General features: G+C 45.4%; 25 protein-coding genes. 13 read left to right on the forward strand and 12 right to left on the reverse strand.

The genetic code is table 11. The annotated features are described in order from the left end of the window. Nucleotides 1–84: 84 nt before the first annotated feature. From NIES1031_RS15970 to NIES1031_RS15980, 3 genes are all read left to right on the forward strand, one after another. Nucleotides 85–303 carry a hypothetical protein gene (locus NIES1031_RS15970; protein ID WP_015188368.1) on the forward strand — a complete coding sequence of 73 codons (219 nt, stop codon included), beginning with the start codon at nucleotides 85–87 and terminating at the stop codon, nucleotides 301–303. Next, the gene (locus NIES1031_RS23405; RefSeq protein WP_084544375.1) at nucleotides 296–832 is read left to right on the forward strand and encodes a GNAT family N-acetyltransferase; all 537 of its coding nucleotides are present in this window, start codon (nucleotides 296–298) and stop codon (nucleotides 830–832) included. The genes NIES1031_RS15970 and NIES1031_RS23405 overlap by 8 nt, the downstream gene beginning before the upstream one ends. 208 nt (nucleotides 833–1,040) lie before the next feature. Then, nucleotides 1,041–1,802, forward strand: a complete 762-nt coding sequence (locus NIES1031_RS15980; protein ID WP_073550512.1) for a HEAT repeat domain-containing protein — start codon at nucleotides 1,041–1,043, stop codon at nucleotides 1,800–1,802. A gap of 40 nt (nucleotides 1,803–1,842) precedes the next feature. On the opposite strand, the gene NIES1031_RS15985 is transcribed toward NIES1031_RS15980, so the two are convergent. From NIES1031_RS15985 to NIES1031_RS25030, 5 genes are all read right to left on the reverse strand, one after another. Beyond that, complete coding sequence (locus tag NIES1031_RS15985) at nucleotides 1,843–2,292, reverse strand: nitrate reductase associated protein (RefSeq protein WP_073550513.1); 450 nt, start codon at nucleotides 2,290–2,292, stop codon at nucleotides 1,843–1,845. Nucleotides 2,293–2,294: 2 nt separating this feature from the next. Next, entirely contained in the window at nucleotides 2,295–2,762 is a 468-nt protein-coding gene (locus NIES1031_RS15990; protein ID WP_073550514.1) for a phosphate-starvation-inducible PsiE family protein, read from the reverse strand. Nucleotides 2,763–2,965: 203 nt separating this feature from the next. Then, a complete protein-coding gene (locus tag NIES1031_RS25020) occupies nucleotides 2,966–3,466 on the reverse strand; it encodes a chloride channel protein (protein WP_073550515.1) in 501 nt (166 codons plus the stop codon). A 99-nt stretch (nucleotides 3,467–3,565) separates the two neighbouring features. Beyond that, entirely contained in the window at nucleotides 3,566–3,838 is a 273-nt protein-coding gene (locus NIES1031_RS25025; RefSeq protein WP_073550516.1) for a hypothetical protein, read from the reverse strand. Next, entirely contained in the window at nucleotides 3,835–4,266 is a 432-nt protein-coding gene (locus NIES1031_RS25030) for a voltage-gated chloride channel family protein (protein ID WP_073550517.1), read from the reverse strand. The genes NIES1031_RS25025 and NIES1031_RS25030 overlap by 4 nt, the downstream gene beginning before the upstream one ends. A gap of 404 nt (nucleotides 4,267–4,670) precedes the next feature. Here NIES1031_RS25030 and NIES1031_RS16010 point away from each other — a divergent pair, with 404 nt between their 5' ends. The 3 genes from NIES1031_RS16010 to panD all read left to right on the forward strand — a co-directional run bounded on the left by NIES1031_RS16010 (nucleotide 4,671) and on the right by panD (nucleotide 6,051). Beyond that, nucleotides 4,671–4,874, forward strand: coding sequence for a TLTLP motif-containing protein (locus tag NIES1031_RS16010; protein ID WP_073550518.1), 204 nt, complete (start codon nucleotides 4,671–4,673; stop codon nucleotides 4,872–4,874). 153 nt (nucleotides 4,875–5,027) lie between these two features. Then, nucleotides 5,028–5,567 (forward strand): inorganic diphosphatase, encoded by a 540-nt coding sequence (locus NIES1031_RS16015; RefSeq protein ID WP_073550519.1) that lies wholly within the window; start codon nucleotides 5,028–5,030, stop codon nucleotides 5,565–5,567. A 100-nt stretch (nucleotides 5,568–5,667) separates the two neighbouring features. Further along, complete coding sequence (panD, locus tag NIES1031_RS16020; protein WP_073550520.1) at nucleotides 5,668–6,051, forward strand: aspartate 1-decarboxylase; 384 nt, start codon at nucleotides 5,668–5,670, stop codon at nucleotides 6,049–6,051. On the opposite strand, the gene NIES1031_RS16025 is transcribed toward panD, so the two are convergent. The 6 genes from NIES1031_RS16025 to NIES1031_RS16050 form a co-directional block, all read right to left on the reverse strand. Then, nucleotides 6,024–6,290 carry a FeoC-like transcriptional regulator gene (locus NIES1031_RS16025; RefSeq protein WP_073550521.1) on the reverse strand — a complete coding sequence of 89 codons (267 nt, stop codon included), beginning with the start codon at nucleotides 6,288–6,290 and terminating at the stop codon, nucleotides 6,024–6,026. The genes panD and NIES1031_RS16025 overlap by 28 nt on opposite strands. Nucleotides 6,291–6,373: 83 nt before the next feature. Beyond that, nucleotides 6,374–8,698: a Fe(2+) transporter permease subunit FeoB gene (gene feoB, locus NIES1031_RS16030; protein ID WP_073550522.1), complete on the reverse strand. Its 2,325-nt coding sequence runs from the start codon at nucleotides 8,696–8,698 to the stop codon at nucleotides 6,374–6,376. Further along, entirely contained in the window at nucleotides 8,695–9,303 is a 609-nt protein-coding gene (locus NIES1031_RS16035; protein WP_073550523.1) for a FeoA family protein, read from the reverse strand. The genes feoB and NIES1031_RS16035 overlap by 4 nt, the downstream gene beginning before the upstream one ends. A gap of 403 nt (nucleotides 9,304–9,706) precedes the next feature. Next, nucleotides 9,707–10,783: an anthranilate phosphoribosyltransferase family protein gene (locus NIES1031_RS16040; RefSeq protein WP_073550524.1), complete on the reverse strand. Its 1,077-nt coding sequence runs from the start codon at nucleotides 10,781–10,783 to the stop codon at nucleotides 9,707–9,709. A 56-nt stretch (nucleotides 10,784–10,839) separates the two neighbouring features. Then, nucleotides 10,840–11,805 (reverse strand): LysR family transcriptional regulator, encoded by a 966-nt coding sequence (locus tag NIES1031_RS16045; RefSeq protein ID WP_073550525.1) that lies wholly within the window; start codon nucleotides 11,803–11,805, stop codon nucleotides 10,840–10,842. A gap of 171 nt (nucleotides 11,806–11,976) precedes the next feature. Further along, the gene (locus tag NIES1031_RS16050; RefSeq protein ID WP_178378159.1) at nucleotides 11,977–13,278 is read right to left on the reverse strand and encodes a HEAT repeat domain-containing protein; all 1,302 of its coding nucleotides are present in this window, start codon (nucleotides 13,276–13,278) and stop codon (nucleotides 11,977–11,979) included. Between the two features lie 595 nt (nucleotides 13,279–13,873). On the opposite strand from NIES1031_RS16050, the gene NIES1031_RS16055 reads away from it, so the two are divergent. From NIES1031_RS16055 to NIES1031_RS16085, 7 genes are all read left to right on the forward strand, one after another. Further along, nucleotides 13,874–15,424, forward strand: a complete 1,551-nt coding sequence (locus NIES1031_RS16055; RefSeq protein WP_073550527.1) for a ferredoxin--nitrite reductase — start codon at nucleotides 13,874–13,876, stop codon at nucleotides 15,422–15,424. A gap of 57 nt (nucleotides 15,425–15,481) precedes the next feature. After that, entirely contained in the window at nucleotides 15,482–16,807 is a 1,326-nt protein-coding gene (locus NIES1031_RS16060; RefSeq protein WP_073550528.1) for a CmpA/NrtA family ABC transporter substrate-binding protein, read from the forward strand. A gap of 107 nt (nucleotides 16,808–16,914) precedes the next feature. Then, nucleotides 16,915–17,697 carry a nitrate ABC transporter permease gene (ntrB, locus tag NIES1031_RS16065; RefSeq protein ID WP_236738873.1) on the forward strand — a complete coding sequence of 261 codons (783 nt, stop codon included), beginning with the start codon at nucleotides 16,915–16,917 and terminating at the stop codon, nucleotides 17,695–17,697. Nucleotides 17,698–17,796: 99 nt separating this feature from the next. Beyond that, nucleotides 17,797–19,800, forward strand: coding sequence for a nitrate ABC transporter ATP-binding protein (locus tag NIES1031_RS16070; RefSeq protein WP_073550530.1), 2,004 nt, complete (start codon nucleotides 17,797–17,799; stop codon nucleotides 19,798–19,800). Nucleotides 19,801–19,837: 37 nt separating this feature from the next. Then, on the forward strand, nucleotides 19,838–20,677 hold the full coding sequence (locus tag NIES1031_RS16075; protein ID WP_073550531.1) for a nitrate ABC transporter ATP-binding protein: 840 nt from the start codon (nucleotides 19,838–19,840) through the stop codon (nucleotides 20,675–20,677). Between the two features lie 77 nt (nucleotides 20,678–20,754). Further along, entirely contained in the window at nucleotides 20,755–22,962 is a 2,208-nt protein-coding gene (locus NIES1031_RS16080; RefSeq protein ID WP_073550532.1) for a molybdopterin oxidoreductase family protein, read from the forward strand. Between the two features lie 82 nt (nucleotides 22,963–23,044). Beyond that, nucleotides 23,045–23,452 (forward strand): ArsR/SmtB family transcription factor, encoded by a 408-nt coding sequence (locus tag NIES1031_RS16085; protein WP_073550533.1) that lies wholly within the window; start codon nucleotides 23,045–23,047, stop codon nucleotides 23,450–23,452. A 44-nt stretch (nucleotides 23,453–23,496) separates the two neighbouring features. On the opposite strand, the gene NIES1031_RS16090 is transcribed toward NIES1031_RS16085, so the two are convergent. Then, on the reverse strand, nucleotides 23,497–24,816 hold the full coding sequence (locus NIES1031_RS16090) for an NAD(P)/FAD-dependent oxidoreductase (RefSeq protein ID WP_084544376.1): 1,320 nt from the start codon (nucleotides 24,814–24,816) through the stop codon (nucleotides 23,497–23,499). Nucleotides 24,817–24,835: the final 19 nt, after the last annotated feature.

Here is a 24,835-nt window from a genome sequence, read left to right on the forward strand (position 1 = left end):
AAAAGTGTCATGACTAGCTGCAACGAAAATTAGCGCTGCGCGGAGTTATTAATAATGAATAAAGTTAACTCAAAAGTTTGAAATATGAAAATCTTACGCGAATATATAGCTCCAGTCCTTGCAGTTATAGGATTTTTAATTGCCTTGATTGCAGTTAGCGCCCGTATCTTTTTACCCAGCGATATGGCTGCGCCTGCACCGATTGAAGAACCTACGGCGATACCTAAACAAGCACAGTTATTCAAGGTGAATAGCGCGATCGCCGAAAATCCCTTGCAACATATCTCAAGTTCTCGTGTCTGAACTCATACCTGGATATACAATTCGTGCTGGTGGTGTTGATCGCGCGTTGTTACTAAAATTTATGCAACGCACGTACAAGGAACTTTTTCCCGAACAAGACTTTTCGCACCTCGCCCGTACTGTTGAACAATACTACTCGAAAGAAACTCCCTTGTGGTGGGTAGATTCAAGAGATCAGGGTTCAGAGGACGCGCTTCGCGCAGACCTACGGTTCAGGCGTCAGGGATTGGAAACTTCTGGCGACTATTTCTCGACGACTCCAGTCGCTTGTCTTTGGGCGGGAAATGCTATCGATCAAGTCAGGGGCGATCGCTATACGCACATCTTTCTACTTTATGTCGTACCCGAACACCGACGGCGCGGAATAGGCACAGCTTTGATGCAGTATGCCGAAACCTGGGCAAAAAAAAGAGGCGATCGCCAAATCGGTTTACAAGTGTTTCAGTGCAACCAACCAGCATTAAATCTTTATAACCACTTGGGCTACCAATCTGCATCAATATGGATGGTGAAAGCGTTTGATCCTTGAAGCCCCGTAGCCACGTAAAATAAATAAAGCAGTTTTCACTGCTATTCGTAAGCACTCGGATTGATGCAAGAATAAACCACAATGCTTGGTGATTGGTCAAAGGTCATCAGTGCTTTTGTCAAGCCAATTACGCATTACCCATTACCGTTTACCATCATCAAGAAACACCCCCTGTTAGATTGGCGGTAGGATACGATACTGTAGCAGTATGTACGATGAAGACGACATAAACAGTGTGCTTGACCAGGAGATTGAGCTAGAAAGTCCCTTAGACCATCTAGGGTCGCTTAGTGCTGAGTCAGAGACACCAAAATTCGATCCTGAAGCGATGTTAGTGCTGCTGGATCATCCGCAAACACAACAGCGGATGTTGGCAGCGCGCGCCTTTTCGGATATTGAAGATCGCCGCGCTATTCCGCATTTGATTCGTTTATTGCGCGATCCTTGTCCTTTGGTGCGAGTCGGTGCCGCATACGGTATTGGGCGCAACCCTAGTCCTGATGCTGTCGAACCACTAATCGAACAACTCAATCAGGATTGGAATGGTTATGTGCGTAAAGGTGTTGTTTGGGCTTTGGGAAATTGCCGCGATCGCCGCACTTTAGCACCGCTGGCGGATGCTTTACGCACCGATATTTCTGCTGTTCGACTGTGGGCAGCAAGTGCTTTAGCACAAATGTCACAAGTAGGTTACGATGCGGTCGTTGGCGCAATACCACCCCTTATTGAAGCCTTAGTACAAGATCCCGTTGCTGCGATTCGTAGTAATTGTGCGTGGGCGATCGGTCAATTGTGCCGCGAATTGCCTTCTAATGTTGTCTATGCAACGGCGGTTGATGCTTTGATTCAAGCTTTTGCTGAAGATGAAGATTTAGGAGTTCGCGAAGACGCTAAAGCTTCGTTGTTAGGAGTCGGCGATCCGCGCGGTTTACAACTTATCGAAACGTTAGAACAAGAAGGATGGTTTTAGAGGTCAGATGTCAGAGGGGCACGGCAGTGTCCTATACTCATTAGAGTAAATGAAATTCTTGCAGCGCGGGAACAAAGTTTTTGTTTTCGTGGCTAGGGCGACTTAGCTTAATTAATGCAAAACGCTGTAAAGGAGTTAGCGATCGCCACTGCTGCAATGTCATTGTCACACCAACTTCTTGGGCTTTTAGTTGTAAGTCGCTGGGTATTTCTGTATCGTTTAACCATGCTGGATGCGATTCTATCGGAAGTTCTCCTGCTGCAACCCCTGTATGTTGCTGTACTAACTGCTGTAAAAAGTCTCGGTAGGCAATCACTTGTTCACCGCTACAAGGTTTTTCGACTAACGCTTGGCGTTCAGCAGCACTAAATTGCGTCCAATGCGATAACTTTAGTTTTATGCCACAAGTATCCAGCTTATAGCGTACTTGCATCGGAATGCAACGTAAACTATCAACAAAATCAGCTTCAAATCGAAAAAACTCATTCATAGTTAATGCGGTTGCCGAGGTTGGGCATTACGAATAATCCAGTAACTGATTGACAAACCTAGAATAGCAATTCCCAGTCCAATTAAATCAAGTCCTCTCGTTTTTTGTAAATCTAAAATAATGAATTTTCTGGCAACAGCAATAAGTGAAGTTACAATAACTAATTCAACTTGAATGACGTGCTTTCGGAGATATGCTGTAATATTTTCTAGTAACTCAAGTGCGATTAAAATGTTCAGAAATAAACCAAAAACCTCGAACAAAGTTCTGGTGAAAAAACCAACAGGCGCGTTAACAATGTCTTGGAGTAAAATGACAAATAAATCGTAAACAGCTACAAGAATGACAATCACCATCAATACAGATAGTAGCTTAGATATGAGTGTTTCTATGCTGCTAATTTTTTTTAAAAAGTTGTTGTCGCTAAAACTTGCGGCGACGCGCCGCGATAACCTTCTTAACCAAGACATCTTTTGTGTAACAGCGAGTGTTAAATCATATGCACAGAGGATACTTGATTAAGGTCACTCAGCACAAGACTATACTAATAGGGTATGGGAGCGAGGAGTGAGGAATACTCCATCGGTAAGCAGAGGGGTTGAGCATCCCTACGCTGCAAAGCTAGTTTCTTTTCTCTTCCCCTCGCTCCTAACTTCAGTACTCACTGCGATCGCTACACTGCGTGAACGCTCCTCCCTTCTTGACTGATATCAAAATCGCGTGATCGCGGCGTTTGGATCAATGATAACTGCGTTGTTAATAGAAAACTTACAAAACTCGCGATGCCGATTACGGGTAAAATCGCAGTATCAAAAAACACACTGAGAATTACACTTGTACTAATTGGCGTTTTCGTTACAGCAACATTTACCGCCGCCATCAAACAAACCATACAAATTGTCGGATGAATTTGGGGAAAAGCTAACGCGATCGCCAATCCAATTGCAGCACCAATATAAAATAGCGGAAAGATAAATCCACTATCGCGAAAACCCGAATGCAACGTACAACTAATCGCCAGCATTTTTGCTACAGCGATCGCAACTAACATCGTCACTCCAAATGTCACTCTAGTTTCGACAATCGTTTCAATTTCTTTTTCGCCAAAAAACAGCGTTTGGGGAAAGAAATAGGCAATTACACCAATCAATACACCCAAAGTAGCGAGTAACATGCTACGATTTGCAACGTACTCGCTGAGATGACCTATAGCCCGAAATAGTAGAACAAATAATCAGGCAATTAATGCGCCAATTCCGCCCAATGAAGCGCCTTATACCAAATTTATCAACGAAAGTTTAGGAATTGCTGTAAAGTGATAAATTCCCCCGATTGTTAATTCTGTATTGAGACGAAAGACACAAAAACTTAAAATTGCCGAAAGTACCGCTGGAATTAGAGCTTCATAGTATTCTAGACCGCGACGAGGTGGAATTTCTAACGCAAACAATGCCTCTTTCAGCGTAGTACTCATGCCGCAAAAAGTTATTACGCGAATACCTTTCGCCGTTAGCTTGAGTTTTTGTCCCAGCCAACCAGTACTCATGGTGCTTCTGGACTTGCGCTTCCACCAAAAGCAATGGAAAATAAAGAAGCAACCAGCATTGCTGGCGTTTGACGAATCTCGATATGTCCAGGATCGTGAACTTTATCAACAACAAATGCAACTTCGCCAGGAAGTCCGAGAAAATACAAAGTCAAACCAACAAAAAAACCGCCAATTGTAGTAGCAAGCCAAACATAATTCTTTGCTAGAAAATCGCTGGTAAAGTTTAGTTTTATGAACTCTGGAACACTTTTCCAAACAATATCTAAACTTATTTCTAACGCATAGTAATAAATTGTCGCTACTAAGCCGCCAGCAATGCCAATAATCGCGGCAAGTAAAATAAGTTGCTGGTAACTCAATTCCTCATGTGTACGACCTACTTCAGAATTACCTGCGATCGCGCGACTAGAAGCTGATGATGACATAAAATGTCCTATTTAGGCTTTAAAGCAAAATTTTTTTTTATTAACTTATTTGGTATGACTTACGAGTGTTGTAGATATTGTTACCGAACACAACGCACTTTACAGCTTGGGCAGATTAGCTAAAACTTCTCGATAAAATATTGACAATTAATAAAAAATATGCAGTAGTAGACTTTTGGAACATGGTACCAAGCTCGACGTGCCTGCATCCTTGTATCAGTAAATATACTTACGTAGCAAGCTTGTCTGCTGCAACTTCCATAAGTTGTGCAGATACAAAGTAAAAGTATAAGATTTGTTGGTTAGAAAACAGTGTGCTAGAAAAGAATTGTTAAAATGACAGTAGAAAGGTCAAATCCTTTCAGATTTAGTCAAAGCTCATTCAGGTTCAGTAGAACTTCTTTATGGAATCTAGTAGTAGTCCGTCTGCCAGTGGCGAGAAACCTTCTCATAAGTTGGCAGACATTGTAGGAACAGCAATCGCGTTGTTGACGCTGACAGCCCCGATTGTGGCGATCGCTCAGTACTCTGACAGAAATATTCTGACGAATGTGCAACCTATATCTTACCCCTTGCAAAGAGCAGGGATGGAAACCGATGGATGGTGATGAAATCTATGCTGGTTTGATATCAGCTAGAGCAAGCTAACCGCTTTTTTAACAGTTAAGGGTTTGTAGTTGTCCGTCATATCCTAAAATGCTACACGGGGAGCTAACGGAACTGCACCCTAATACAGCTGTTAAATAGGAGTTAATGTTGTTGTGGACTTAAACCGTATTCCGCCTCAACCAAAACCAGGCGTGATCAACGTTTTGATTGAAATTACTGCTGGAAGCAAAAATAAGTACGAATACGATAAAGATTTGCAGGCGTTTGCTTTAGATCGAGTATTGTACTCCTCAGTGCAGTATCCTTACGATTATGGCTTTGTACCCAACACCCTCGCTGACGATGGTGATCCGCTTGATGGCATGGTATTGATGGACGAGCCGACATTTCCAGGATGTGTGATTGCAGCGCGCCCGATTGGAATGTTGATTATGATTGACGGCGGCGATCATGATGAAAAAATTCTGTGTGTTCCAGATAAAGATCCTCGTTACAAACACGTTAAATCGCTTGCAGACATCGCACCGCATCGATTAGATGAAATTGCTGAATTTTTCCGCAGCTACAAAAATCTGGAACAGAAAGTCACAGAAATTCGTGGCTGGGAAGACATCGATCAGGTTATGCCTTTAGTAGAAAGATGCATCAAAGCTGGTAGCGAACAAGGGCGTGATTCTGACGCGGAGGAATAACAACACGCACCCTGTGACAAAGCTACTATCATAGCGTTAGAGTCGTTTTCTGCAATCAATCAGGAAAACGATTCTAGCACTCAACTCAAGCGCCTTTTTCATGCAACGCACGCTACTTTTAGCTAAAATCCACAGTTGCACGCTCACAGCGGCTAACCTGCATTATGTTGGTAGTATTAGTATCGATCAAGCATTACTCGATGCCGCAGGCATACTACCTTATGAGCAAGTGCAAGTAGTTAATGTTACGAATGGAGAACGGCTAATCACGTATGCGATCGCCGCACCGCCAAATTCAGGCGCGATCGAGTTAAACGGCGCTGCGGCAAGACTCGGAATGCCAGGCGATCGCTTGATTATTATGACGTATGCGCAATTCACACCTGAAGAACTCAAAGGTTACTGTCCAACAGTTGTGTTAGTCACTGAACGCAATCGCCTCCTAGAAGTCCGACGTTATGATGATTTATTAGCGCAAGTTTGATTTGTTGAACGAATGGATTCTGTAGTGAACCATTCGTAAAATTCAAGCTGTTCAGGACGACAGCTAACGCAACCTTGACAACAAGGTGGAATCGGTAACTTGCGCACTCTACCTTTACGGACAAGTTGCTGTAGCATTCCCCGCAGCGCATCCGCATCAATACGAAAATGAAGCTCCATTTGTGCCAGCGATGCTTTTCCTTGCTGCGATAAATAGTCTTGAACTTCCCGTAAAATCATTGCTAATGATGGTTCTTATACTAATCAGCCCCAAATCTTCTACGTGTGGGGAACTTTGAATAGTTTCTCCTTTGCACCTAAAGCTACCTATTTGCATCAGCCTTAATGTGAAACTGTCTAACTTTCCTAGGTCTTACTAGTTTCAAACTCGCAAGAGCGATCGCCATAGCAATTGCAAGCCCAATAATCCAGGCAATGGAAGTACCAGGATGGCGCGTGAAGGTCGCTATTTGATAAAACATGACTGCCATCCAATAGGCAAGCCCAGTTGTCCACGCGGCGGCAAATACTGTCCATCCTAAATTCGTTTCGCGAAAGATTGCACCGGTTGCGGCGACACAGGGAAAGTACAGAAGTACAAATAGTAAGTAAGCAAACGCGCCAACTTTGCCATCAAAGCGTCTTGCCATTTCGCCAAACGTTCCTGTAGTAACTTCTTGCGCTTGCGCAGCAGCATTAACCGAACTAACATCCCCGATTGATATTCCCAGCGGGTCGAGTAAGGTGTTCGGGAGTTCTGCTAAGTTGGCAGGAATGCTGGCAAATGCTTCGCGAATCCCACCCCAAAAGTCAAAGGCTTCTTCTGTCACGTCGGTTGCTGGCGCGAGTTGACCGTAAAGCGAGTCTAGCGTACCCACTACCGCCTCTTTGGCAAAGACACCTGTAAAAATGCCTACCGTAGCTGCCCAGTTATCTTGATCGATACCCATAGGGGCAAACACAGGAGTAATTGAGCGACTTATCGAACTAAGAACAGATTGTTCGCTATCTTCATTCCCAAACGAGCCATCTGTACCGACTGAGTTTAATAAGCTCAATACCATGACCATCAATACAATCACCTTACCAGCACGCAACATAAATGCTTTGAGGCGATCCCAGGTACGCAACAGCACGCCCTTAAATTGTGGTACGTGATAAGGAGGTAACTCCATAATGAATGGAGATACTTCGCCTTTCAGTAGCGTATTTTTCAGTACTAAACCTGTAAACACTGCCATAGCAATGCCAATTAGGTATAAACCAAACACCACATTTTGACCGCCAACCGGAAAGAATGCAGCGGCAAATAGTGCATAAACAGGTAAACGCGCACCGCAAGACATAAACGGATTCATCATGATGGTGAGGAGGCGATCGCGGCGATTTTCTAACGTACGCGTTGCCATAATTGCGGGAACATTACAACCGAATCCGACTAACATCGGTACAAACGATTTTCCAGGAAGCCCGACAAAGCGCATAAAGCGATCCATCACAAACGCCGCCCGCGCCATATAGCCAGAATCTTCCAAAATTGACAGACACAAAAATAGCAATCCAATAATTGGAATAAAAGTAGCGACAGTTTGGATTCCTCCCCCAACACCTTGCGCTACTAAAACGTTTAACCACGCAGGGCTACCGATTTGCGTTAGCCACTCACCAAAGCCGTCAACAAGAATCGTTCCTGTGAAAATGTCGAAGAAATCCACAAAGGCACTACCAACGTTGATTGTCAGCATGAACATCACATACATCAACGCCAGAAAAATCGGAATGCCTAGCCAGCGATTGAGAACTATGCGGTCAATTTTATCCGAAACGGTGCTACTAACTTGTCGCGTTCGCTCTACGGCTTCTTGAATCAAACGGCGGACAAAATCGTAGCGACTATCTGCAACTAGAATATCAATATCTTCACTCAACACTTGATGAATTTTGCGGCGATTTTCGACAACGAGTTTGTATAACGCTTGTTCGCACAATTCAGGCGCAATCGAATCTTCGTATTCGAGTAGCTTGATTGCTTTCCAGCGCGGATCGACGACACCATGACTGTGTTTCATGACCAACGGGATAAGTTGTGCGATCGCATCTTCAATCACTGCTGGATACGCAACATACGCGTGTGGTTGAGTTGGGTTTTGCAGTTGTTGATAAATCTTCTTGCGCAGTTCCTTTAATCCTTCCGCCCGCGTCGCGACGATGGGTACAACCGGACAACCAAGGCGCTGTGCGAGAATCTCAGGCTTGATGCGTAAGTTTTGTTGCGCGATATCCATCATATTCAACGCGACGACCATCGGTAGCCGCATTTCCAAAATTTGCGTGGTGAGATAAAGATTTCGCTCTAAGTTTGAAGCGTCAACGATATTGACAATGAGTTCGGCTTCGCCAGAAAGCAGATAATTACGAGCAATCGTTTCATCAAGTCCGGTTTCAGTATCTGTCGCATCAAGCGAATAAACGCCTGGTAAATCAACAATCGCAATATTCCAGCCGCGATCGCGATAGCTACCTTCTTTGCGTTCGACTGTCACTCCAGACCAATTTCCCACGCGTTGATTCGCACCAGTCAGCGCATTAAATAACGTTGTTTTACCGCAGTTGGGATTACCTGCTAGCGCAATTGTCCGCTTTGTCACGATTGCACCTCCTCAATCTGTAACGCATCCGCTTCGTCTTTACGTAAACTCAGGTGAAAGCCTCGGACTTCAATTTCGATCGGATCGCCCAGCGGCGCATGACGAGTGACAGTAAACTCGCATCCTGGTGTTAATCCCATCGGTAACAATTTTTCGCGGTAGGCGCGGGCTGTTTGCTCATAACCAACGACGCGCCCTCGACAACCTACTGCTAAATTGCGTAGCTTGGTATTAATTTTGCTGTTTTGGCGCCGATCGGTTGGTGGAATTGTTGTGACAATGACTTGGCGTGCCATTTCTGCACCAAGCCCAATGCGATTATCTTGAATACCCACGACAACCGAACCACTGCTAGTACGACTGACGATCTGAAGTTCGCATCCAAGCGTTAAACCCATATCCATTAGCCGCCGTGCGAATCCACCTTCGCCCATGAGTTCGACAATCCACACGCGATCGCCAACGTTTGCCATCGTTAACGGAAATGACGTTTGATTCGCGTGTGGCGCGATACTGCTTTGTTCTTGATAGGTATCTGTACCGCCAAAAAATGTAAACCCCCACCCTGTGCGACTTTGGTGGCGTGCATCGTTCGGGTTTTTCATGCGATCGCTCTCCCGAATTACTGAGAATTGTTTTTATCAACTTATTTAAAATATTTCTCAAGTAATGCTCATAAGGTGCAGTTTTTAAGGGAGAATTTATATTTGTATTCACAAATCTTTATCCTGAAGGGTAATCGGAAACGCCAGTAGTGACAAACGAAAGATACTGCAAATGCTTTTGTTTGCTAAGTTTGAAAATTTCGCGCTGATTAGGCAGGCGAGCAATCACTCCTTGAGAGGAACTCGTTCAACTTAAAATATATTGCAAATCCTTGTTATTTATTTGCTCGTGTTATATATTTGTCTGCTACGCCTGGCGACTCCCTTCGCGGCTTGACAAATGAGGTACACGCAGGTGGACTTATTGGGTGATGTAGTCCTGCAATTTCTAACCTCTTCCAATTTACGCTCGTTGTGCTAGCGATCGCGTAACTAAACCAATAACTTGGGTAATTTTTTGCAGTTGTTGCGTGACTGCACCGCTTTTTAGAAAAGCTTCAGCTTTGGCGATTCCCGATTGTATATCAGGACAAACGCCGCACCGCCAGAGATAAAAACCACCGTTCCACAAAGCTGTTTGCATCAATTCCGAGGGTTCACCTTGCAAAACCGATTGCATCGCATTTAATAGTTGCGTTGTTGATTCTAATGGGACATTTTTAGTTGTAAAGCCATAATCGCGCGGGACGAGGTGTAAACGTTCGATTGGTTCGTCAGAATTGAGTGTTGATAAGCCAATAATAGCAGTGCGATCACGCGGGAGGTCGCAACTTCCTTCTAATCCTTTTACCGTTGTAAAGTGTTGAGTTCCTCTTACTGCAAAGGCGGTTTGAAACATACCTTCGGTTGGTGGATGAACATAACCTGCAACAATATGTGCATCTCCTGCGTACGGACACCACATCAGTTCCATTGTGGCAAACGGCGGTCGCTTACCGATTTGGTCGCGGTATTCAAATAAACGTTGCGCTAAGGGAAAATGCTGAGGTAGATAAATAAATCCCAAGCCTGTCGCCTCAAATACCTGTTGCGTTTGGGCGAGTGATAAGCTTGTCCAATCAACGCCTAACCCTTGCCAAATCTCAACGAGTGGTAATCCGTATTTCGTTGGTAAGCGATCGCCGCCATGCATAATGACAGGTTGTCCCGCAGCACAAAGGAGTAAAGCCGTAATTGGGCTAATTGGTGCAGTACGCGATCGCCCGTCATAAGGTAAGCCTAAAACAAAGACGCGTTGTTTAGTTGCAATTGGTTGCAGTTTGGGACCTAGTTCATCATATGCATCCAGCATTCCCGCCAACTCTTCGCCAATAGGGCGCTTGATGCGGTGCGCAATGAGAAACGCTCCAATTTGGGCTGGGGTTGCTTCTTGCAGTAAAATCATCCGAGTTGCAGCTGAGGCTTCCTCACGCGTCAGATTCTCGCTGGTATGATTACCGCTACCCACTTTTTTTAGCAAATCCCGAAATGCATTGCTCATTGCGATCGCTCAATCAAAAATAAGATAAATGATGGGTTAAGAGTTCAAGCCTAGCACTATCGCACCTGCAAATTTTTGATAGCTTGCGGTTTTCCATGTTGTTCAAATTGCGGAACGATGAGCTGCTTCACAAGTTGCCAAAAATGTCGAATCGGCGGGATTTGCAAGCGATCCTGTGTTGTCACCATCACAACTTGACGCGTTAAACCTGATTCAACGGTCGAAGAATCACTATTGGCAAGCGATCGCACTGCGAGCGTCGGATCTTGGCGAGCTTCCACTAATGCAGATCGCGGTAATAATGCGATTAATTCGCCTTGACGGACAACACCGCGAAAAGCATCAAGTGTATTTACTTCTAAAACAGCTTGCAGTGTCGCGCCATAACGTTCAAAGCGTTCTTGTACAAGACGCTGCATTCCGTAGCCATCTTTAAAAACAACTTGTGGATAGCGAATTAACTCGAACCAAGGAACTTTATCAAACTGCGCGAGGGGATGATCCGCTGCGGTTAAAACTTCAATCGGTTCATCGTACAGTACTTCGACGACCATTTCGGAACCTGTGGTCAAAAAGCGATTATTCATCACAATTGCCAAATCGACAAGTCCATCTTTGAGAACTTTCAGCGCGCGATCGCTTCCGAGCGAAGTTACCCGCAACTGAATATCAGGATAATCGTGGCAAAATTGCTGTAAAACCGGAGGTAGGCAGTTAGAACAAATCGAGTGTATCGCTGCGATACACAATTCAGGCTGCTTTCCTGCAACTAAATCTGCTAATTCTTCTTTAATTGTCCGCCACTCTTGACAAATTTTGCGCACGCGGGGTAGTACGCGTTCGCCTCCTAATGTCAGCGTCGCACCCGCTGTCCGATGAAACAGCGATAATCCTAAGTCCGCTTCCAACGCTTGGATTTGACGACTAATCGTCGATTGAGTCACGCCACACTTGCGTGCTGCTTGTTGAAAACTACCCGTCTCCGCGATCGCCAAAAAGGCTTGCAACTGCTCTAGCCGCATTTTATGTAGCCTGAATCACATTTAAGGCTTACACTAACTTAGCGGATTTAGCGATCTATTTTCGTAGAGATTGATACAGCAAGAACAAGGGGTGAGTGACTAGTTGTTAGTGGCTAGTGATTAATTATGAGTATAGATAGCAAACAGTATTCCCCTCTGCTTCCTCTACTCCTAATTTGACCATTCAGCTAGCGCGATCGCCACTCCTTCTTTTAATTCGGGTGCGATATCGCGAGTTGTCATTTGTTGTAGTTGTTGATGCGCATCTGGTGCAAGTTGTTTGAGGGCGGCGATCGCATGAAGTTTTACCACGCGCTCTGAATCCGCTAATAAGTTGATTAACGGCTCTATTGCTTGTAATTTGCCCAAATATCCGAGTGATAAGGCAATCGTTCCCTTAATATTTGCCAATTCAGTGACTGGGTGCTGCCAGCGTAGCATATCAATTAATATATCCGCTGCTTTTGATTGATTGCTTGGTTGTTCAACTTGTCCAAGAACTGCAATCGCTTCTTGACAAACACGCACAGATGACGACTGCTGTAAGTAAGAGGCAAGATATTCTAAAGCGCAATTTGATTCGATTCTACCTAAAGCCCGCACAATTTCGATTTGAAGCGACTCTGGTGTATGGGGTGATTGCAGTACTTGATACAAACCATTAGCCGCAGCATCCGTCCCTAATCGCCCTAGTGCGATCGCTGCTGCATGACACACGTCAAGATTAAAATCGTAAAGTTTTGGCAAGATCCGTGCAACAAGGTCTAATTCTGTGCATAAGTCAGCACGAAACCCTAAACCTAGTACTGCTTCGCGTCTTACAGGCGCAGCAATATCATCTAAAGCGTTTAATAAGACTGGCGGAACTTGGGGATCATGAAAACTACTCAAAGCTTCAATTGCTACAGCGCGAACATTTGGTTGGGGATCGCCAACAACGCTGAGTAACGGCGTAATGGTTTCAGATCGCCGGATGTACGCCAGCGATCGCACTGCGAGTAACCGCGTATCTTCTGCTGCTAATAATTCGGTAAGTGGTGCGATTGCACTTTTGCCAATTTGTCCGAGTGCTGTCGCGGCGACTGCTTGTAATTCTTCATTCTCGGTGGTTTTGATCAATTCTACCAAAGCCGCGATCGCTTGTGGATGGTTAAATTCACCTAAAATGCGCACAGCAAACCAACACAATTCGTCATCGTCATCGTCTTCGAGAATTTCGACAAGTGGGGCGATCGCGCTTACTCCCAAGCGAGGAATCAGTTTTCCTACATCCCAGCGGTGTTGAAAATCTCCCGCAAGTAGTGCAGCCATTGCCAAATCAAGGAGTTGCGCTGCTTCGGGTGTTGTATTGATACTATCTGGCTCGCGTCCTCCAGGAATTAGCTGCTGCAAATGTTGCACGAGTACTGACCAATCTCTTGCACTAAACGCTATCTGTGCTTGCTCCAACTGAAGTTGAATACTTGTGTTCACGATTGCTGAGTATGCAGATTAGGAATAGCTTAACGCGATCGCAACCAAATTATTTTCGATTTTCAATGAGTTCTGTCAAGTCTCGCTTGTGTTTTCTCCTTTCAGCTTGATGCAATCTACTGTTGCTGAAACTGAGAACACTTTACTTGTTTTGGGGAAGCACCATCGTTACTCTTTTTACCAAACTTAACCAAAATTCCTGTACAAATCGCTGGCTAAAGCTTCTGAGGTCATGATTTTCCCAATTATGCATGTTTTGCATCTACCTTACGATGGAGCTTATTGCAAAAAATGCATCAAATTTATGCATTTTATTCATAATTTGAAATATTTAGTTACATAAGATACGAAAATACTTGCAATGTAATTCTAACTTGGATGTTGTCAGGCACATTGCAATAAACAAGTATTTCTTATGTAGCCGCAAGGTTTGCAAATCAAAGAAGGTAATTAGCGTTTTGTCCTAACAGCAATCTGCGTAACTAGCTATACGACTTTTCATTTTTAGACCGAATAACCTAACGAACTAAGCCACTTTGAATCAGCATCTTACTTTTTTCATATCCAGCGCGCACACAGGCAAAGAGGGTACACTATGACAGACGCAGCCAAGAAGGAAACCCTAAATAAATTCGAGAAATTCAAAGCCGAGAAAGATGGACTTGCGGTCAAAGGTGAACTCGAACATTTTGCAGCGATCGGCTGGGAAGCAATGGACGAAACCGATCGCGACCATCGCCTCAAGTGGTTAGGAGTCTTCTTTCGTCCTGTAACTCCTGGTAAGTTCATGATGCGAATGCGCATACCCAATGGTGTGATCACAAGTCATCAGCTACGCGTACTTGGTGAAATTGTGCAACGCTACGGCGATGATGGCAATGCAGACATTACAACTCGGCAAAATATTCAGTTGCGTGGGATACGAATCGAAGATGTTCCTGATATTTTTAGCCGCTTTCGCGCCGCCGGGTTAACAAGTGTGCAGTCAGGAATGGACAACGTACGTAACATTACAGGCGATCCGGTAGCGGGACTTGATAAAGATGAGTTATTTGATACGCGCGATTTAGTCCGTCAAGTACAAGACATGATTACCAATAATGGCGAAGGTAATCCTGCGTTTACAAACTTGCCTCGGAAATTCAACATTGCAATTACCGGCGGACGCGATAACTCGGTTCATGCCGAAATTAACGATTTAGCCTTCATTCCTGCATTTAAAGACGATACATTTGGTTTTAACGTAATTGTCGGTGGTTTTTTCTCAGCTAAACGCTGTGACGCGGCGATTCCGCTGAATGCATGGGTACCACCTGAAACTGTCGTAGCTGTCTGCAAAGCAGTTTTAGAAGTCTTTCGGGATCATGGACTGCGGGCAAACCGCCAAAAGTCGCGCTTGATGTGGCTGATCGATGAGTGGGGACTCGATAAATTCCGCGCTGAAGTTGAAAAACAACTCGGTCAAGAACTGCAACCCGCTGCTGAGAAAGATGAAATCGATTGGGAAAAACGCGACCACGTTGGTGTTTTTCGCCAGAAGCAACCAGGATTAAATTATGTCGGGCTACATATTCCAGTAGGACGGCTTTACGCCCAAGATATGTTTGACATTGCTCGACTTGCTGAAGTTTATGGTGATGGTGAAATTCGCCTTACAGTCGAGCAAAACTTGATTATTCCGAATATTCCAGATTCGCGCCTCGATGCTTTCTTCGCTGAACCATTATTGCAGCGCTTCTCGATTAGTCCTGATACGTTAACTAGAGGTTTAGTTTCATGTACTGGCGCGCAGTTTTGTAACTTTGCGTTGATTGAAACCAAGAATCGCGCTTTAAGCACGATCAAGGCACTCGAAGCCGAACTGCATCTAACACGCCCAATCCGCATTCACTGGACAGGATGTCCAAATTCTTGCGGTCAGCCACAAGTTGCAGATATAGGCTTAATGGGAACCAAAGTCCGCAAAAACGGCAAAGCGGTAGAAGGCGTTGACATTTATATGGGTGGCAAGGTTGGTAAAGATGCGCACCTTGGTACTTGTGTCACCAAAGGAATTGCTTGTGAAGATTTACAGCCAGTGTTACGCGATTTGCTTATTGAACATTTTGATGCGAAGCCCAAGCAAGAGGCGATGGTTACTCGGTAGAGTACCGCCAGTAGTTCAACCATATTTGATTAGCAATAATTCAACCCAATCAAGAAAATGAGAAAGTTTACGAGACGGCAATTTATTTTCACAGCAGGTACTGCCACTGCGGCTTCACTTTTAATGCATGGCTGTACTAACGGTAACTCTAACACTGCTACAAATAACAGCAGTACCGTTCCGGCGGCGAACATCAACCCTGCGGATGCGCCAGAAGTCACAACCGCGCGGTTAGGATTTATCGCGCTAACCGACGCTGCGCCTTTAATTATTGCCAAGGAAAAAGGTCTCTTCGATAAGTATGGAATGACCGGCGTGGAAGTGACAAAGCAAGCTTCCTGGGCAGTCACGCGGGACAATCTCGTGCTAGGTTCTGGTGGTGGTGGTATCGATGGCGCGCATATTTTAACTCCGATGCCCTATCTCATGTCGTTGGGAACGATTACGCAGGGCAATCGCGTGCCGATGTACATCTTGGCAAGGCTCAACACCAATGGGCAGGCAATTTCGCTATCGAAAAATTATAACGATTTAAAGGTTGGGCTAGATAGTTCGCCACTGCAACAAGTGTTTGCGCAACAAAAATCAGCAGGAAAAGATTTGCGGGCAGCAGTCACATTTCCTGGAGGAACGCATGATCTGTGGATGCGTTACTGGCTAGCTGCAGGCGGCATTAATCCTCACAGCGATATTTCCTTGATTGTCGTCCCTCCACCACAAATGGTACAGAACGTACGCGTCGGCAACATGGAAACCTTTTGTGTTGGTGAACCTTGGCCCGCACAAACTGTTGCCCAAGGAATTGGTTACACCGCACTTACTACAGGTGAACTGTGGCAAGACCATCCAGAGAAAGCATTGGCAATGCGCGCCGACTGGGTAGACAAACATCCCAAGGCAACGAAAGCCATTTTGATGGCGGTGCAAGAAGCGCAGCAATGGTGTGCTTTGCCAGAAAATAAAGAGGAAATGGCAAAAATCGTTGCTAATCGTCAGTGGTTAGGAGTACCAGTCGAAGATATTCTCGGTCGCTTCCAAGGTAAGTACGACTACGGTACAGGTCGCGTAGAAGACTACAGCAACTCATTAGTGATGAAGTTCTGGCGCGATAACGCCTCGTATCCTTACAAGAGTCACGATTTGTGGTTTTTAACCGAAAACATTCGTTGGGGTTATATTCCAGGTGATACCGATACGAAAGCAGTCGTCGATCAAGTGAACCGCGAAGATTTGTGGCGCGAAGCTGCGCAAGCGCTTGGCGTACCAGCGGCGGAAATTCCACAGAGTACTTCGCGTGGTGTGGAAACATTCTTTGATGGGGTGCAGTTTGACCCAGAAAATCCAACGGCGTATTTGAATAGCTTGAAGATTAAAAAAACTTAAGCGATCGCAAAAAACTTGAAAGTTGTAAGAATACGGGATAGGAGAACAAACAGAGGATGACAACACTTGGTAGCCGCGCCCCCAGAAGCAGAAATCAGCAAAAGACGATGTCCTTTGTAGCAAAATACATCGTGCCACCACTGATTGCGATCGCTGTTTTTTTAATTGTTTGGCAGCTACTTTTTTCAAGCCCAGATGCAAATTTACCAGGTCCAATTACGGTACTTCAAGAAACATGGGACCCTTTGATTATCAACCCGTTTTTTGATTATGGTGGAACAAATAAAGGATTAGGTTTGCAAATCCTCGCCAGTTTGGGGCGCGTTGCGATCGGCTTTTCCTTGGCGGCGATTGTCGGAATTGCGCTAGGGATTCTCATCGGAATTAGTCCGTTTATTTATCGCGCGCTCGATCCTTTGTTTCAAGTGTTGCGGACTGTACCACCTTTAGCATGGCTACCGCTGTCACTCGCAGCATTTCAACAAGCTAACCCTTCGGCAATTTTCGTCATCTTTATCACCGCAATTTGGCCGATCATCATTAACACGACTGTGGGCGTACAACAAATTCCCCAAGATTATCGCAACGTTGCGAAAGTACTGCGCCTGTCAGGACCAAAGTTTTTCTGGAAAATATTACTTCCGTCTGCGGTTCCTTATATCTTTACAGGTTTGAGAATCGGGATTGGTTTATCTTGGCTGGCGATCGTCGCCGCCGAGATGCTCACAGGTGGTGTAGGAATCGGCTTCTTTATCTGGGATGCTTACAACAGTTCGCGCTTGAGTGAGATTATCCTCGCGCTAATTTATGTCGGTATCGTTGGTCTCATCCTTGATCGCATTGTGGCTTTTGTCGCCTCCAAAGTCGTCCCAGAAGAGCAAAAGGCTTAACAAAGGAGCGAGGGATAGTTGTTATTACAAAGAAATTCGTTTTAGTTCATCCTTTCCCTGACCCTGAACTCTGACCCCTGACCTCTCATTGATTAAGTTATGAAAGTATTTGTAGAAGTCGATCACGTCGATCAGGAATTTGTGTTACCGAGTGGTGGCACTTATGTCGCGCTACGCAATATTGAACTGAAAATTCAACAAGGCGAATTCGTCTCGTTAATTGGACACTCTGGGTGTGGTAAATCTACGCTACTGAATATTATTGCGGGGCTAAATCGCCCGGCGAGAGGTGGGGTATTACTCGAAGGGCGACAAGTTACCAAGCCTGGACCTGATCGCATGGTCGTGTTTCAAAACTACTCGTTACTACCTTGGTTAACCGTACGCGAAAACATTGCTTTAGCCGTCGATGAAGTAATGAGCAATGTACCCAAAGGCGAACGCCGAGGAATCGTTGAACAACACATTGATTTAGTTGGATTGCGTCATGCAGCGAATAAACGCCCAGGGGAAATTTCAGGGGGGATGAAACAGCGAGTGGCGATCGCTCGCGCTTTATCAATTCGTCCAAAATTACTCTTGCTAGATGAACCGTTTGGCGCACTCGACGCTTTGACACGCAGTGGTTTGCAAGATCAGTTGATGAAGATCTGCGAGCAAAACCACATGACGTGTGTGATGGTGACACACGATGTGGATGAAGCATTGCTGTTATCCGATCGCATCGTCATGCTGACGAATGGACCCGAATCGCATATCGGGCAAATTTTGGATGTTCCCTTTCCACGTCCGCGCCATCGCTTGGAAGTTGTGAATCACCCGAATTACTACAGCTTGCGCAACGAAATTGTTTATTTCCTGAATCAGCAAAAACGCGCGAAACAGCGTAAAGCACAGCAAGCGGTGGCGATCGCCCGCAATGGTTTAGAAAAAGTCAATCTTGAAATCGGCTTTATTCCTCTAACCGATTGTGCGCCGTTGGTCGTGGCGAAGGAAAAAGGCTTTTTTGAGAAATACGGCTTAGATGAAGTGATCTTGTCGCGCGAACCAAGTTGGAAAGCGATTTCCGAAGGTGTGGCAACACGTCGTCTGGATGCCGCGCAAATGACCGCAGGAATGCCTTTAGCGATGACGCTGGGAATGAATGGTCAAGCCCCACAACCGATCGTGACAGGGTTAGTTTTGGCACGTAATGGTAATTCGATTACGCTCAGCAAGCGATTTTATGATCAAGGAGTCCGGACACTCGCGGATTTTAAAGCAGCGATCGCACGCACACCGGATAAAGTTCATACTTTAGGCATGGTGCATCCCGCATCGATGCATAATTTGATGCTGCGCTACTGGCTTTCTTCAGCGGATATTGACCCTGATTTGGATGTAAGTCTCACCGTGATTCCGCCACCGCAAATGGTTGCGAACCTCAAAGCTGGAAATATTGACGGCTACTGCGTGGGCGAACCTTGGAATTCCCGCGCGGTTAAGGAAAACTTAGGTTTTGTCATTGCTACAGATCTGGACATCTGGAACGGACACGTCGAGAAAGTTTTAGGTGTCCGTGAAGACTGGGCAAATCAACACCCTGAAACGCACCTTGCTTTAATTAAAGCCTTGCTCGAAGCGTGCGAGTACTGCGACGATCGCCGCAATCGCGAAGAAATTGTCGCGCTGTTAGCCCAACCGCAGTACATCGGCGTTGCACCAGAATACATTCGCCCTGGATTCGTTGACGAATACGATCGCGGTAACGATACAGAACCTGAAATGCTGTTGCGATACAACCAATTTTACGTTGATCGCACGAACTGCCCTTATCGCGTTGAGGGATTGTGGATGATGACGCAATTGGCTCGTTGGGGAATTACACCTTTTCCGAAAAACTGGATCGAAATTTTGGATCGGGTGCAGCGTGTCGATTTATTCGGCGCAGCAGCAAGAGATCTCGACTTGTTCGACACAGAACGCGATCGCAGTTCGATTCATTTCTTTGATGGCACGGTGTTCAATCCTGATGACCCAATTCGCTATCTTAATAGCCTCAAATTCAAGCGCAATGTGCGGATTGAAGAAGTTGTCGTTGATGCAACGCCAGCAGCTGTATAAAAAATATTCTAAACCTTCATTCTTACCGATATCTCATATGCAAACTCTAAACACCACAACTGTTAGAAAATCTGAAGTTCTCAACGGCGATCCATTTCTGGTGATCGATAACGTTTCTAAAATTTATCCGACACCAACAGGACCATACATCGTTTTGGATGGTATTAATCTCACGGTTTATGAAGGGGAATTTGTTTGTTTAATCGGTCACTCTGGCTGTGGTAAATCGACGCTTTTGGATATGGTGTCAGGATTTCGTAAGCCGAGTGAAGGTGAGGTGCGACTGCAAACCAAGCGAATTACAGAACCAGGTCCTGATCGCATGGTGGTGTTTCAGAATTATTCGCTGCTACCTTGGCTGAGTGCGTTTGAAAATGTGTATTTGGGGATTGATTCGGTTTATCCAAAAAAAACCAAAGCTGAGAAAGTGGCGATCACTAATGAACATCTTGCGCTTGTCGGACTTGCTGATGCAGCGCATAAAAAGCCTAGAGAACTTTCTGGCGGAATGAAACAGCGCGTATCAATTGCGCGGGCTTTGGCATTGCGTCCGAAAGTTTTAGTATTAGATGAACCATTCGGCGCGCTTGACCCAATTACTCGCGAGGAATTGCAAGAAGAACTGCTGAAAATTTGGAGCGATCATCAAGTTACCGTACTGATGATCACGCACGATATCGATGAAGCATTGTTCTTAGCCGATCGCTTGGTGATGATGACAAACGGTCCAGCGGCAAATATTGGGGAAATTATGAATATTCCGTTTCCACGCCCCCGCAACCGCGCCCGCATCATGGAAGACCCCGAATATTACAACTTACGCAACCAAGCTTTAGACTTCCTCTATCGTCGTTTTGCCCACGTGGATGAGGGGTGAGTGGTTGAGAGAACATTATATGTATTTCTCTCCTGCGTCCTCTGCTTTCCTGAACCCTAGATCGAGGGATATTAACAATGACTGATACAACTAAAACCCTCTGTCCCTATTGTGGTGTAGGCTGTGGTTTGGAGGTGTCGCCGCCAGCGCAGCTAGGGAAGGCAATTAATCGCGACGGTCAAGGTGATCCGATTTGGAAGGTAAAAGGCGATCGCAATCATCCTTCGAGTCAAGGTATGGTTTGTGTTAAAGGCGCAACTATCGCTGAAGCAATCGACAAAAACCGCTTGCGTTACCCGATGCTACGCGACTCGTTAGATGAGCCGTTTCGTCGCGTTAGTTGGGATGAAGCTTATGAATGCATTGTCCATCGCATTCAATCGGTATGCGCGACTCAAGGAGCCGATGCGGTATGTATGTACGGTTCAGGGCAAATGCAAACCGAAGATTACTACGTTGCCCAAAAGCTGCTCAAAGGTTGCTTAGGAACAAATAACTTTGACTCAAATTCGCGCTTGTGTATGTCATCAGCGGTTGCGGGTTACGTACAAAGCTTGGGTGCAGATGGTCCACCGTGTTGCTATGAAGATTTAGACTTAACCGACTGCGCGTTTATTATTGGTTCTAACGCTGCTGAATGTCACCCGATTGTTTTTAATCGCCTGCAAAAACACCACAAGAAAAACCACAACGTCGTTAAAATGATTGTGGTCGATCCGCGCCGCACTCCTACCGCCGAAGTTGCTGATTTACATTTGGCAATCCATCCAGGGACAGATATTGATTTACTCAACGGCATTGCCCATTTATTGTTGCGTTGGGGTTATTTTGAATCCGAGTTTGTTAGCGAGTGTACAGCAAACTTTCCGGCGTTTGCAGAAGTCATTCCCCACTATCCACCTGAAGTTGTTGCTAAAAGATGTGGCATAGCGGTTGAGGATTTGGAAACTGCCGCACGGTACTGGGGAACCAGCAAACGCGTGTTGTCGTTGTGGTCGATGGGTGTGAATCAATCAACAGAAGGCACAGCAAAAGTACGCAGCATCATTAATTTGCATTTAATGACAGGGCAAATTGGTAAACCTGGATGTGGTCCATTTTCGCTCACCGGTCAACCGAATGCAATGGGCGGGCGCGAAGTCGGAGGCTTGTGTAATTTATTACCAGGATATCGTCACGTGCAAAATGCCCAAGATCGAGCAGAAGTCGAGCAATTTTGGGGCGTTCCCGCTGGCAGAATTTCACCACACTGGGGGCGGACTGCGTGGGAGATGATTACAGGGTTAGAAACTGGAGATGTCGGCTTGCTATGGATTGTCGCCACGAATCCAGCAGTGAGTTTACCTGATATCAAACGCACGCAAGCTGCATTACTGCGATCGCCGTTTACTGTGTATCAAGATGCTTACTATCCCACCGAAACCGCTGCGTATGCGCACTTACTCCTCCCAGCGGCGCAATGGGGTGAAAAAACTGGCACAATGACGAATTCTGAACGCGTTGTCACCTTATGTAAGGCGTTTCGTCCGCCTGTAGGGGAAGCCAAGCCAGATTGGGAAATTGTCGCCGAAGTTGGACGACGTTTAGGATTTGCCGATAAGTTTCCTTTTACAAACTCGGCGGAAGTTTTTGCAGAGTACGTGCAGTTAACGCGCGATCGCTCTTGCGATATGACGGGGATAAGTCACGCCAAGTTAGCCCAATCTCCCCTACAATGGCCTTGTCCCGATACATGGGCAAACAACAATTCTAAAAGGCTTTACACCGATTTGCGGTTTGCGACACCTGATGGACGCGCGCGATTTAGTGCTTATCACTCCAAGGGACTTGCCGAACCCCCGAATAGTGAGTATCCTTTTGTACTCACAAATGGGAGATTATACGGGCACTGGCACACGCAGACACGCACAGGCAGAATTGAGAAAATTCAGCAGATGCATCCGCAGCCGTTTATTGAGATTCATCCCCGCGATGCAGCAAAACTAGAGATTCAAGAACATGATTTAGTCGAAGTGCGATCGCGACGTGGAAAAGCACAATTTCCAGCAAAAGTAACAAAAGCAATTTCACCAGGGACACTTTTTGTTCCGATGCATTGGGGCGCACTTTGGGGCGATGAAACCGAAGCTAACGCACTAACCCACCCTGAATGCGATCCTGACTCGCATCAACCCGAACTCAAAGCTTGTGCGGTACAACTTTCTTTAGTTGTCCAGAAAACTAATATCAACCAAACTGAAGCATATCCGCAGTACCCCCGCCAATTCCTACCCACTGCTTTCTAATTCTTGCTTTTCCCTATTTTTTAACACCATGTGGTAATATAATAATAAAAACAAAAGCGCTAAATTTTTGTCATCCTTACCTATGCCTACGAAGTCGCCTAAAAAGTCAGTTACTGCGCAAGAAAAAACCGAAGAGTGTGGTATTTCTAAACTCTCCCCTGAAGCGCTAGGCTTGATGGCAGAATTCTTCAAAGTTTTGTCAGAGGTGAGTCGGTTGCAAATTGTGTGTTCCTTAAAAACTGGTCCTAAGAATGTCACTGAAATCATTGCAGAAACAGAATTAGGACAGGCAAATGTCTCAAAGCATTTAAAAATGCTCACCCAAGCAGGCATTGTGGCACGGGAACAGCGTGGTGTATGCGTTTATTACCAAATTGCTAATCCACTTCTGTTTGAATTGTGCGATTTAGTTTGCAATACTTTGATCGCGCAAGTAGAACAGCAAAGTTTACAGCTACAGCAACTGTCATCATTACGCAAGAACGGTTAGTTTTTTTTTGAGAAGGTAGATTCTAATCTACCTTCTTTTGTGATTTACCGTCGGACAAGCTTGTTAATAGGCTTGAGAATATCGGCTTCAAAGCCTTTACCCTTGAGCATTCGATTCCAGTACAACCAAGGTAGTACGCGTGCTTTAGCTAAATACATTGAATAGCGTTCCTGTGTGGGGTCGAGGGGAAAAGATGGCGCTAATTTACCGCCATAGGCAAACTCTGCCATAATCGCAGAGTTATAGCCAGTGATTAAAGGACAACAAGTATAGCCGTCGTACTTGGCTGACAATGGTTTAGAGCGAATCAACGCTAGCAAGTTTTGTACGGCAACAGGAGCTTGTTTGCGTGCTGCTGCTGCTGTTTTGGACGTAGGTAAAGATGACGCATCACCTAAGGCAAAGACGTTAGCATAGCGCGTATGTTGCAATGTCTCTTTATCTACCTCTACCCAACCACCTGCTCCCGCAAGTGGGCTGTGTTTAATAAAATCTGGCGCACTCATTGGGGGAGCTACATGAATCATGTCATAGTGAAGACTAACTTCTTCTGTACCGCTATCTGTAGTTACTGCAAAGATAGCTTCTTGAGTATCTGCCTTAATTTCTTTCAGGTTGTGCTTAAATTTGGTTACAATCTGCCGTCGCGCTACTACTTTGTCTAAAGAGGCAGAATATTCTGGAACAGAAAACATTGATGCACCAGCCGTGCAAAACATAACGGTGGTATCCACTTTGTTGCTTTTGAAAATATCATCTGCTAGGTACATGACCTTCTGAGGGGCACCACCACATTTGATTGGAGTGGCAGGATGGGTGAAAATGGCATTGCCGCCCTTAAAGTTTTTGATGATTTCCCAAGTGTAGGGAGCATAGTCTTTGGAGTAGTTACTCGTGACTCCATTTTTTCCGAGTGCTTCTTTCAACCCTTTGATCAAATGCCAATCGATTTGAATTCCTGGACACACAACTAGGTAATCGTATTCAATTTCATTTCCCTCTTGTGTAATGACAATGTTGCGATCAGGTTCTAGTTTTGCTACGCGGTTTTGAATCCAGGTTGCGCCTTTGGGAATGACTGCTTTTTCATCTCGAATAAACTTGGAAATGGGTGCAATACCTCCACCAACAAGCGTCCATCCAGGTTGGTAGTAGTGTTTGTCAGAAGGTTCGATAATAGCAACGTCGAGCGCGCGATCGCGCTTGAGCAGTTGAGCCGCAACAGTAATGCCAGCAGCGCCGCCTCCGACAATGACAATTTGATGATGTTTGACAGGTAGCGCAGTTGTATCGTTCGACGAGAGGTTTTGGGTTGTCAGGTGAGATTGTTGAATATTTTGAGTTTTTTGTGCAGTGGGTGACACGGTAATTCCTCGAATTCTA

Source organism: Chroogloeocystis siderophila 5.2 s.c.1, from assembly GCF_001904655.1.
GTDB lineage: Bacteria > Cyanobacteriota > Cyanobacteriia > Cyanobacteriales > Chroococcidiopsidaceae > Chroogloeocystis > Chroogloeocystis siderophila.

Excerpts from the sequence above, each read along its gene's own strand:
- NIES1031_RS15970 (WP_015188368.1), top strand. The coding sequence starts at position 85 with ATGAAAATCTTACGCGAATATATAGCTCCAGTCCTTGCAGTTATAGGA.
- NIES1031_RS15980 (WP_073550512.1), top strand. The coding sequence starts at position 1,041 with ATGTACGATGAAGACGACATAAACAGTGTGCTTGACCAGGAGATTGAG.
- NIES1031_RS15985 (WP_073550513.1), bottom strand. The coding sequence starts at position 2,292 with ATGAATGAGTTTTTTCGATTTGAAGCTGATTTTGTTGATAGTTTACGT.
- NIES1031_RS15990 (WP_073550514.1), bottom strand. The coding sequence starts at position 2,762 with ATGTCTTGGTTAAGAAGGTTATCGCGGCGCGTCGCCGCAAGTTTTAGC.
- NIES1031_RS25020 (WP_073550515.1), bottom strand. The coding sequence starts at position 3,466 with ATGTTACTCGCTACTTTGGGTGTATTGATTGGTGTAATTGCCTATTTC.
- NIES1031_RS25025 (WP_073550516.1), bottom strand. The coding sequence starts at position 3,838 with ATGAGTACTGGTTGGCTGGGACAAAAACTCAAGCTAACGGCGAAAGGT.
- NIES1031_RS25030 (WP_073550517.1), bottom strand. The coding sequence starts at position 4,266 with ATGTCATCATCAGCTTCTAGTCGCGCGATCGCAGGTAATTCTGAAGTA.
- NIES1031_RS16010 (WP_073550518.1), top strand. The coding sequence starts at position 4,671 with ATGGAATCTAGTAGTAGTCCGTCTGCCAGTGGCGAGAAACCTTCTCAT.
- panD (WP_073550520.1), top strand. The coding sequence starts at position 5,668 with ATGCAACGCACGCTACTTTTAGCTAAAATCCACAGTTGCACGCTCACA.
- NIES1031_RS16025 (WP_073550521.1), bottom strand. The coding sequence starts at position 6,290 with ATGATTTTACGGGAAGTTCAAGACTATTTATCGCAGCAAGGAAAAGCA.
- NIES1031_RS16035 (WP_073550523.1), bottom strand. The coding sequence starts at position 9,303 with ATGAAAAACCCGAACGATGCACGCCACCAAAGTCGCACAGGGTGGGGG.
- NIES1031_RS16040 (WP_073550524.1), bottom strand. The coding sequence starts at position 10,783 with ATGAGCAATGCATTTCGGGATTTGCTAAAAAAAGTGGGTAGCGGTAAT.
- NIES1031_RS16045 (WP_073550525.1), bottom strand. The coding sequence starts at position 11,805 with ATGCGGCTAGAGCAGTTGCAAGCCTTTTTGGCGATCGCGGAGACGGGT.
- NIES1031_RS16055 (WP_073550527.1), top strand. The coding sequence starts at position 13,874 with ATGACAGACGCAGCCAAGAAGGAAACCCTAAATAAATTCGAGAAATTC.
- NIES1031_RS16060 (WP_073550528.1), top strand. The coding sequence starts at position 15,482 with ATGAGAAAGTTTACGAGACGGCAATTTATTTTCACAGCAGGTACTGCC.
- ntrB (WP_236738873.1), top strand. The coding sequence starts at position 16,915 with ATGTCCTTTGTAGCAAAATACATCGTGCCACCACTGATTGCGATCGCT.
- NIES1031_RS16070 (WP_073550530.1), top strand. The coding sequence starts at position 17,797 with ATGAAAGTATTTGTAGAAGTCGATCACGTCGATCAGGAATTTGTGTTA.
- NIES1031_RS16075 (WP_073550531.1), top strand. The coding sequence starts at position 19,838 with ATGCAAACTCTAAACACCACAACTGTTAGAAAATCTGAAGTTCTCAAC.
- NIES1031_RS16080 (WP_073550532.1), top strand. The coding sequence starts at position 20,755 with ATGACTGATACAACTAAAACCCTCTGTCCCTATTGTGGTGTAGGCTGT.
- NIES1031_RS16085 (WP_073550533.1), top strand. The coding sequence starts at position 23,045 with ATGCCTACGAAGTCGCCTAAAAAGTCAGTTACTGCGCAAGAAAAAACC.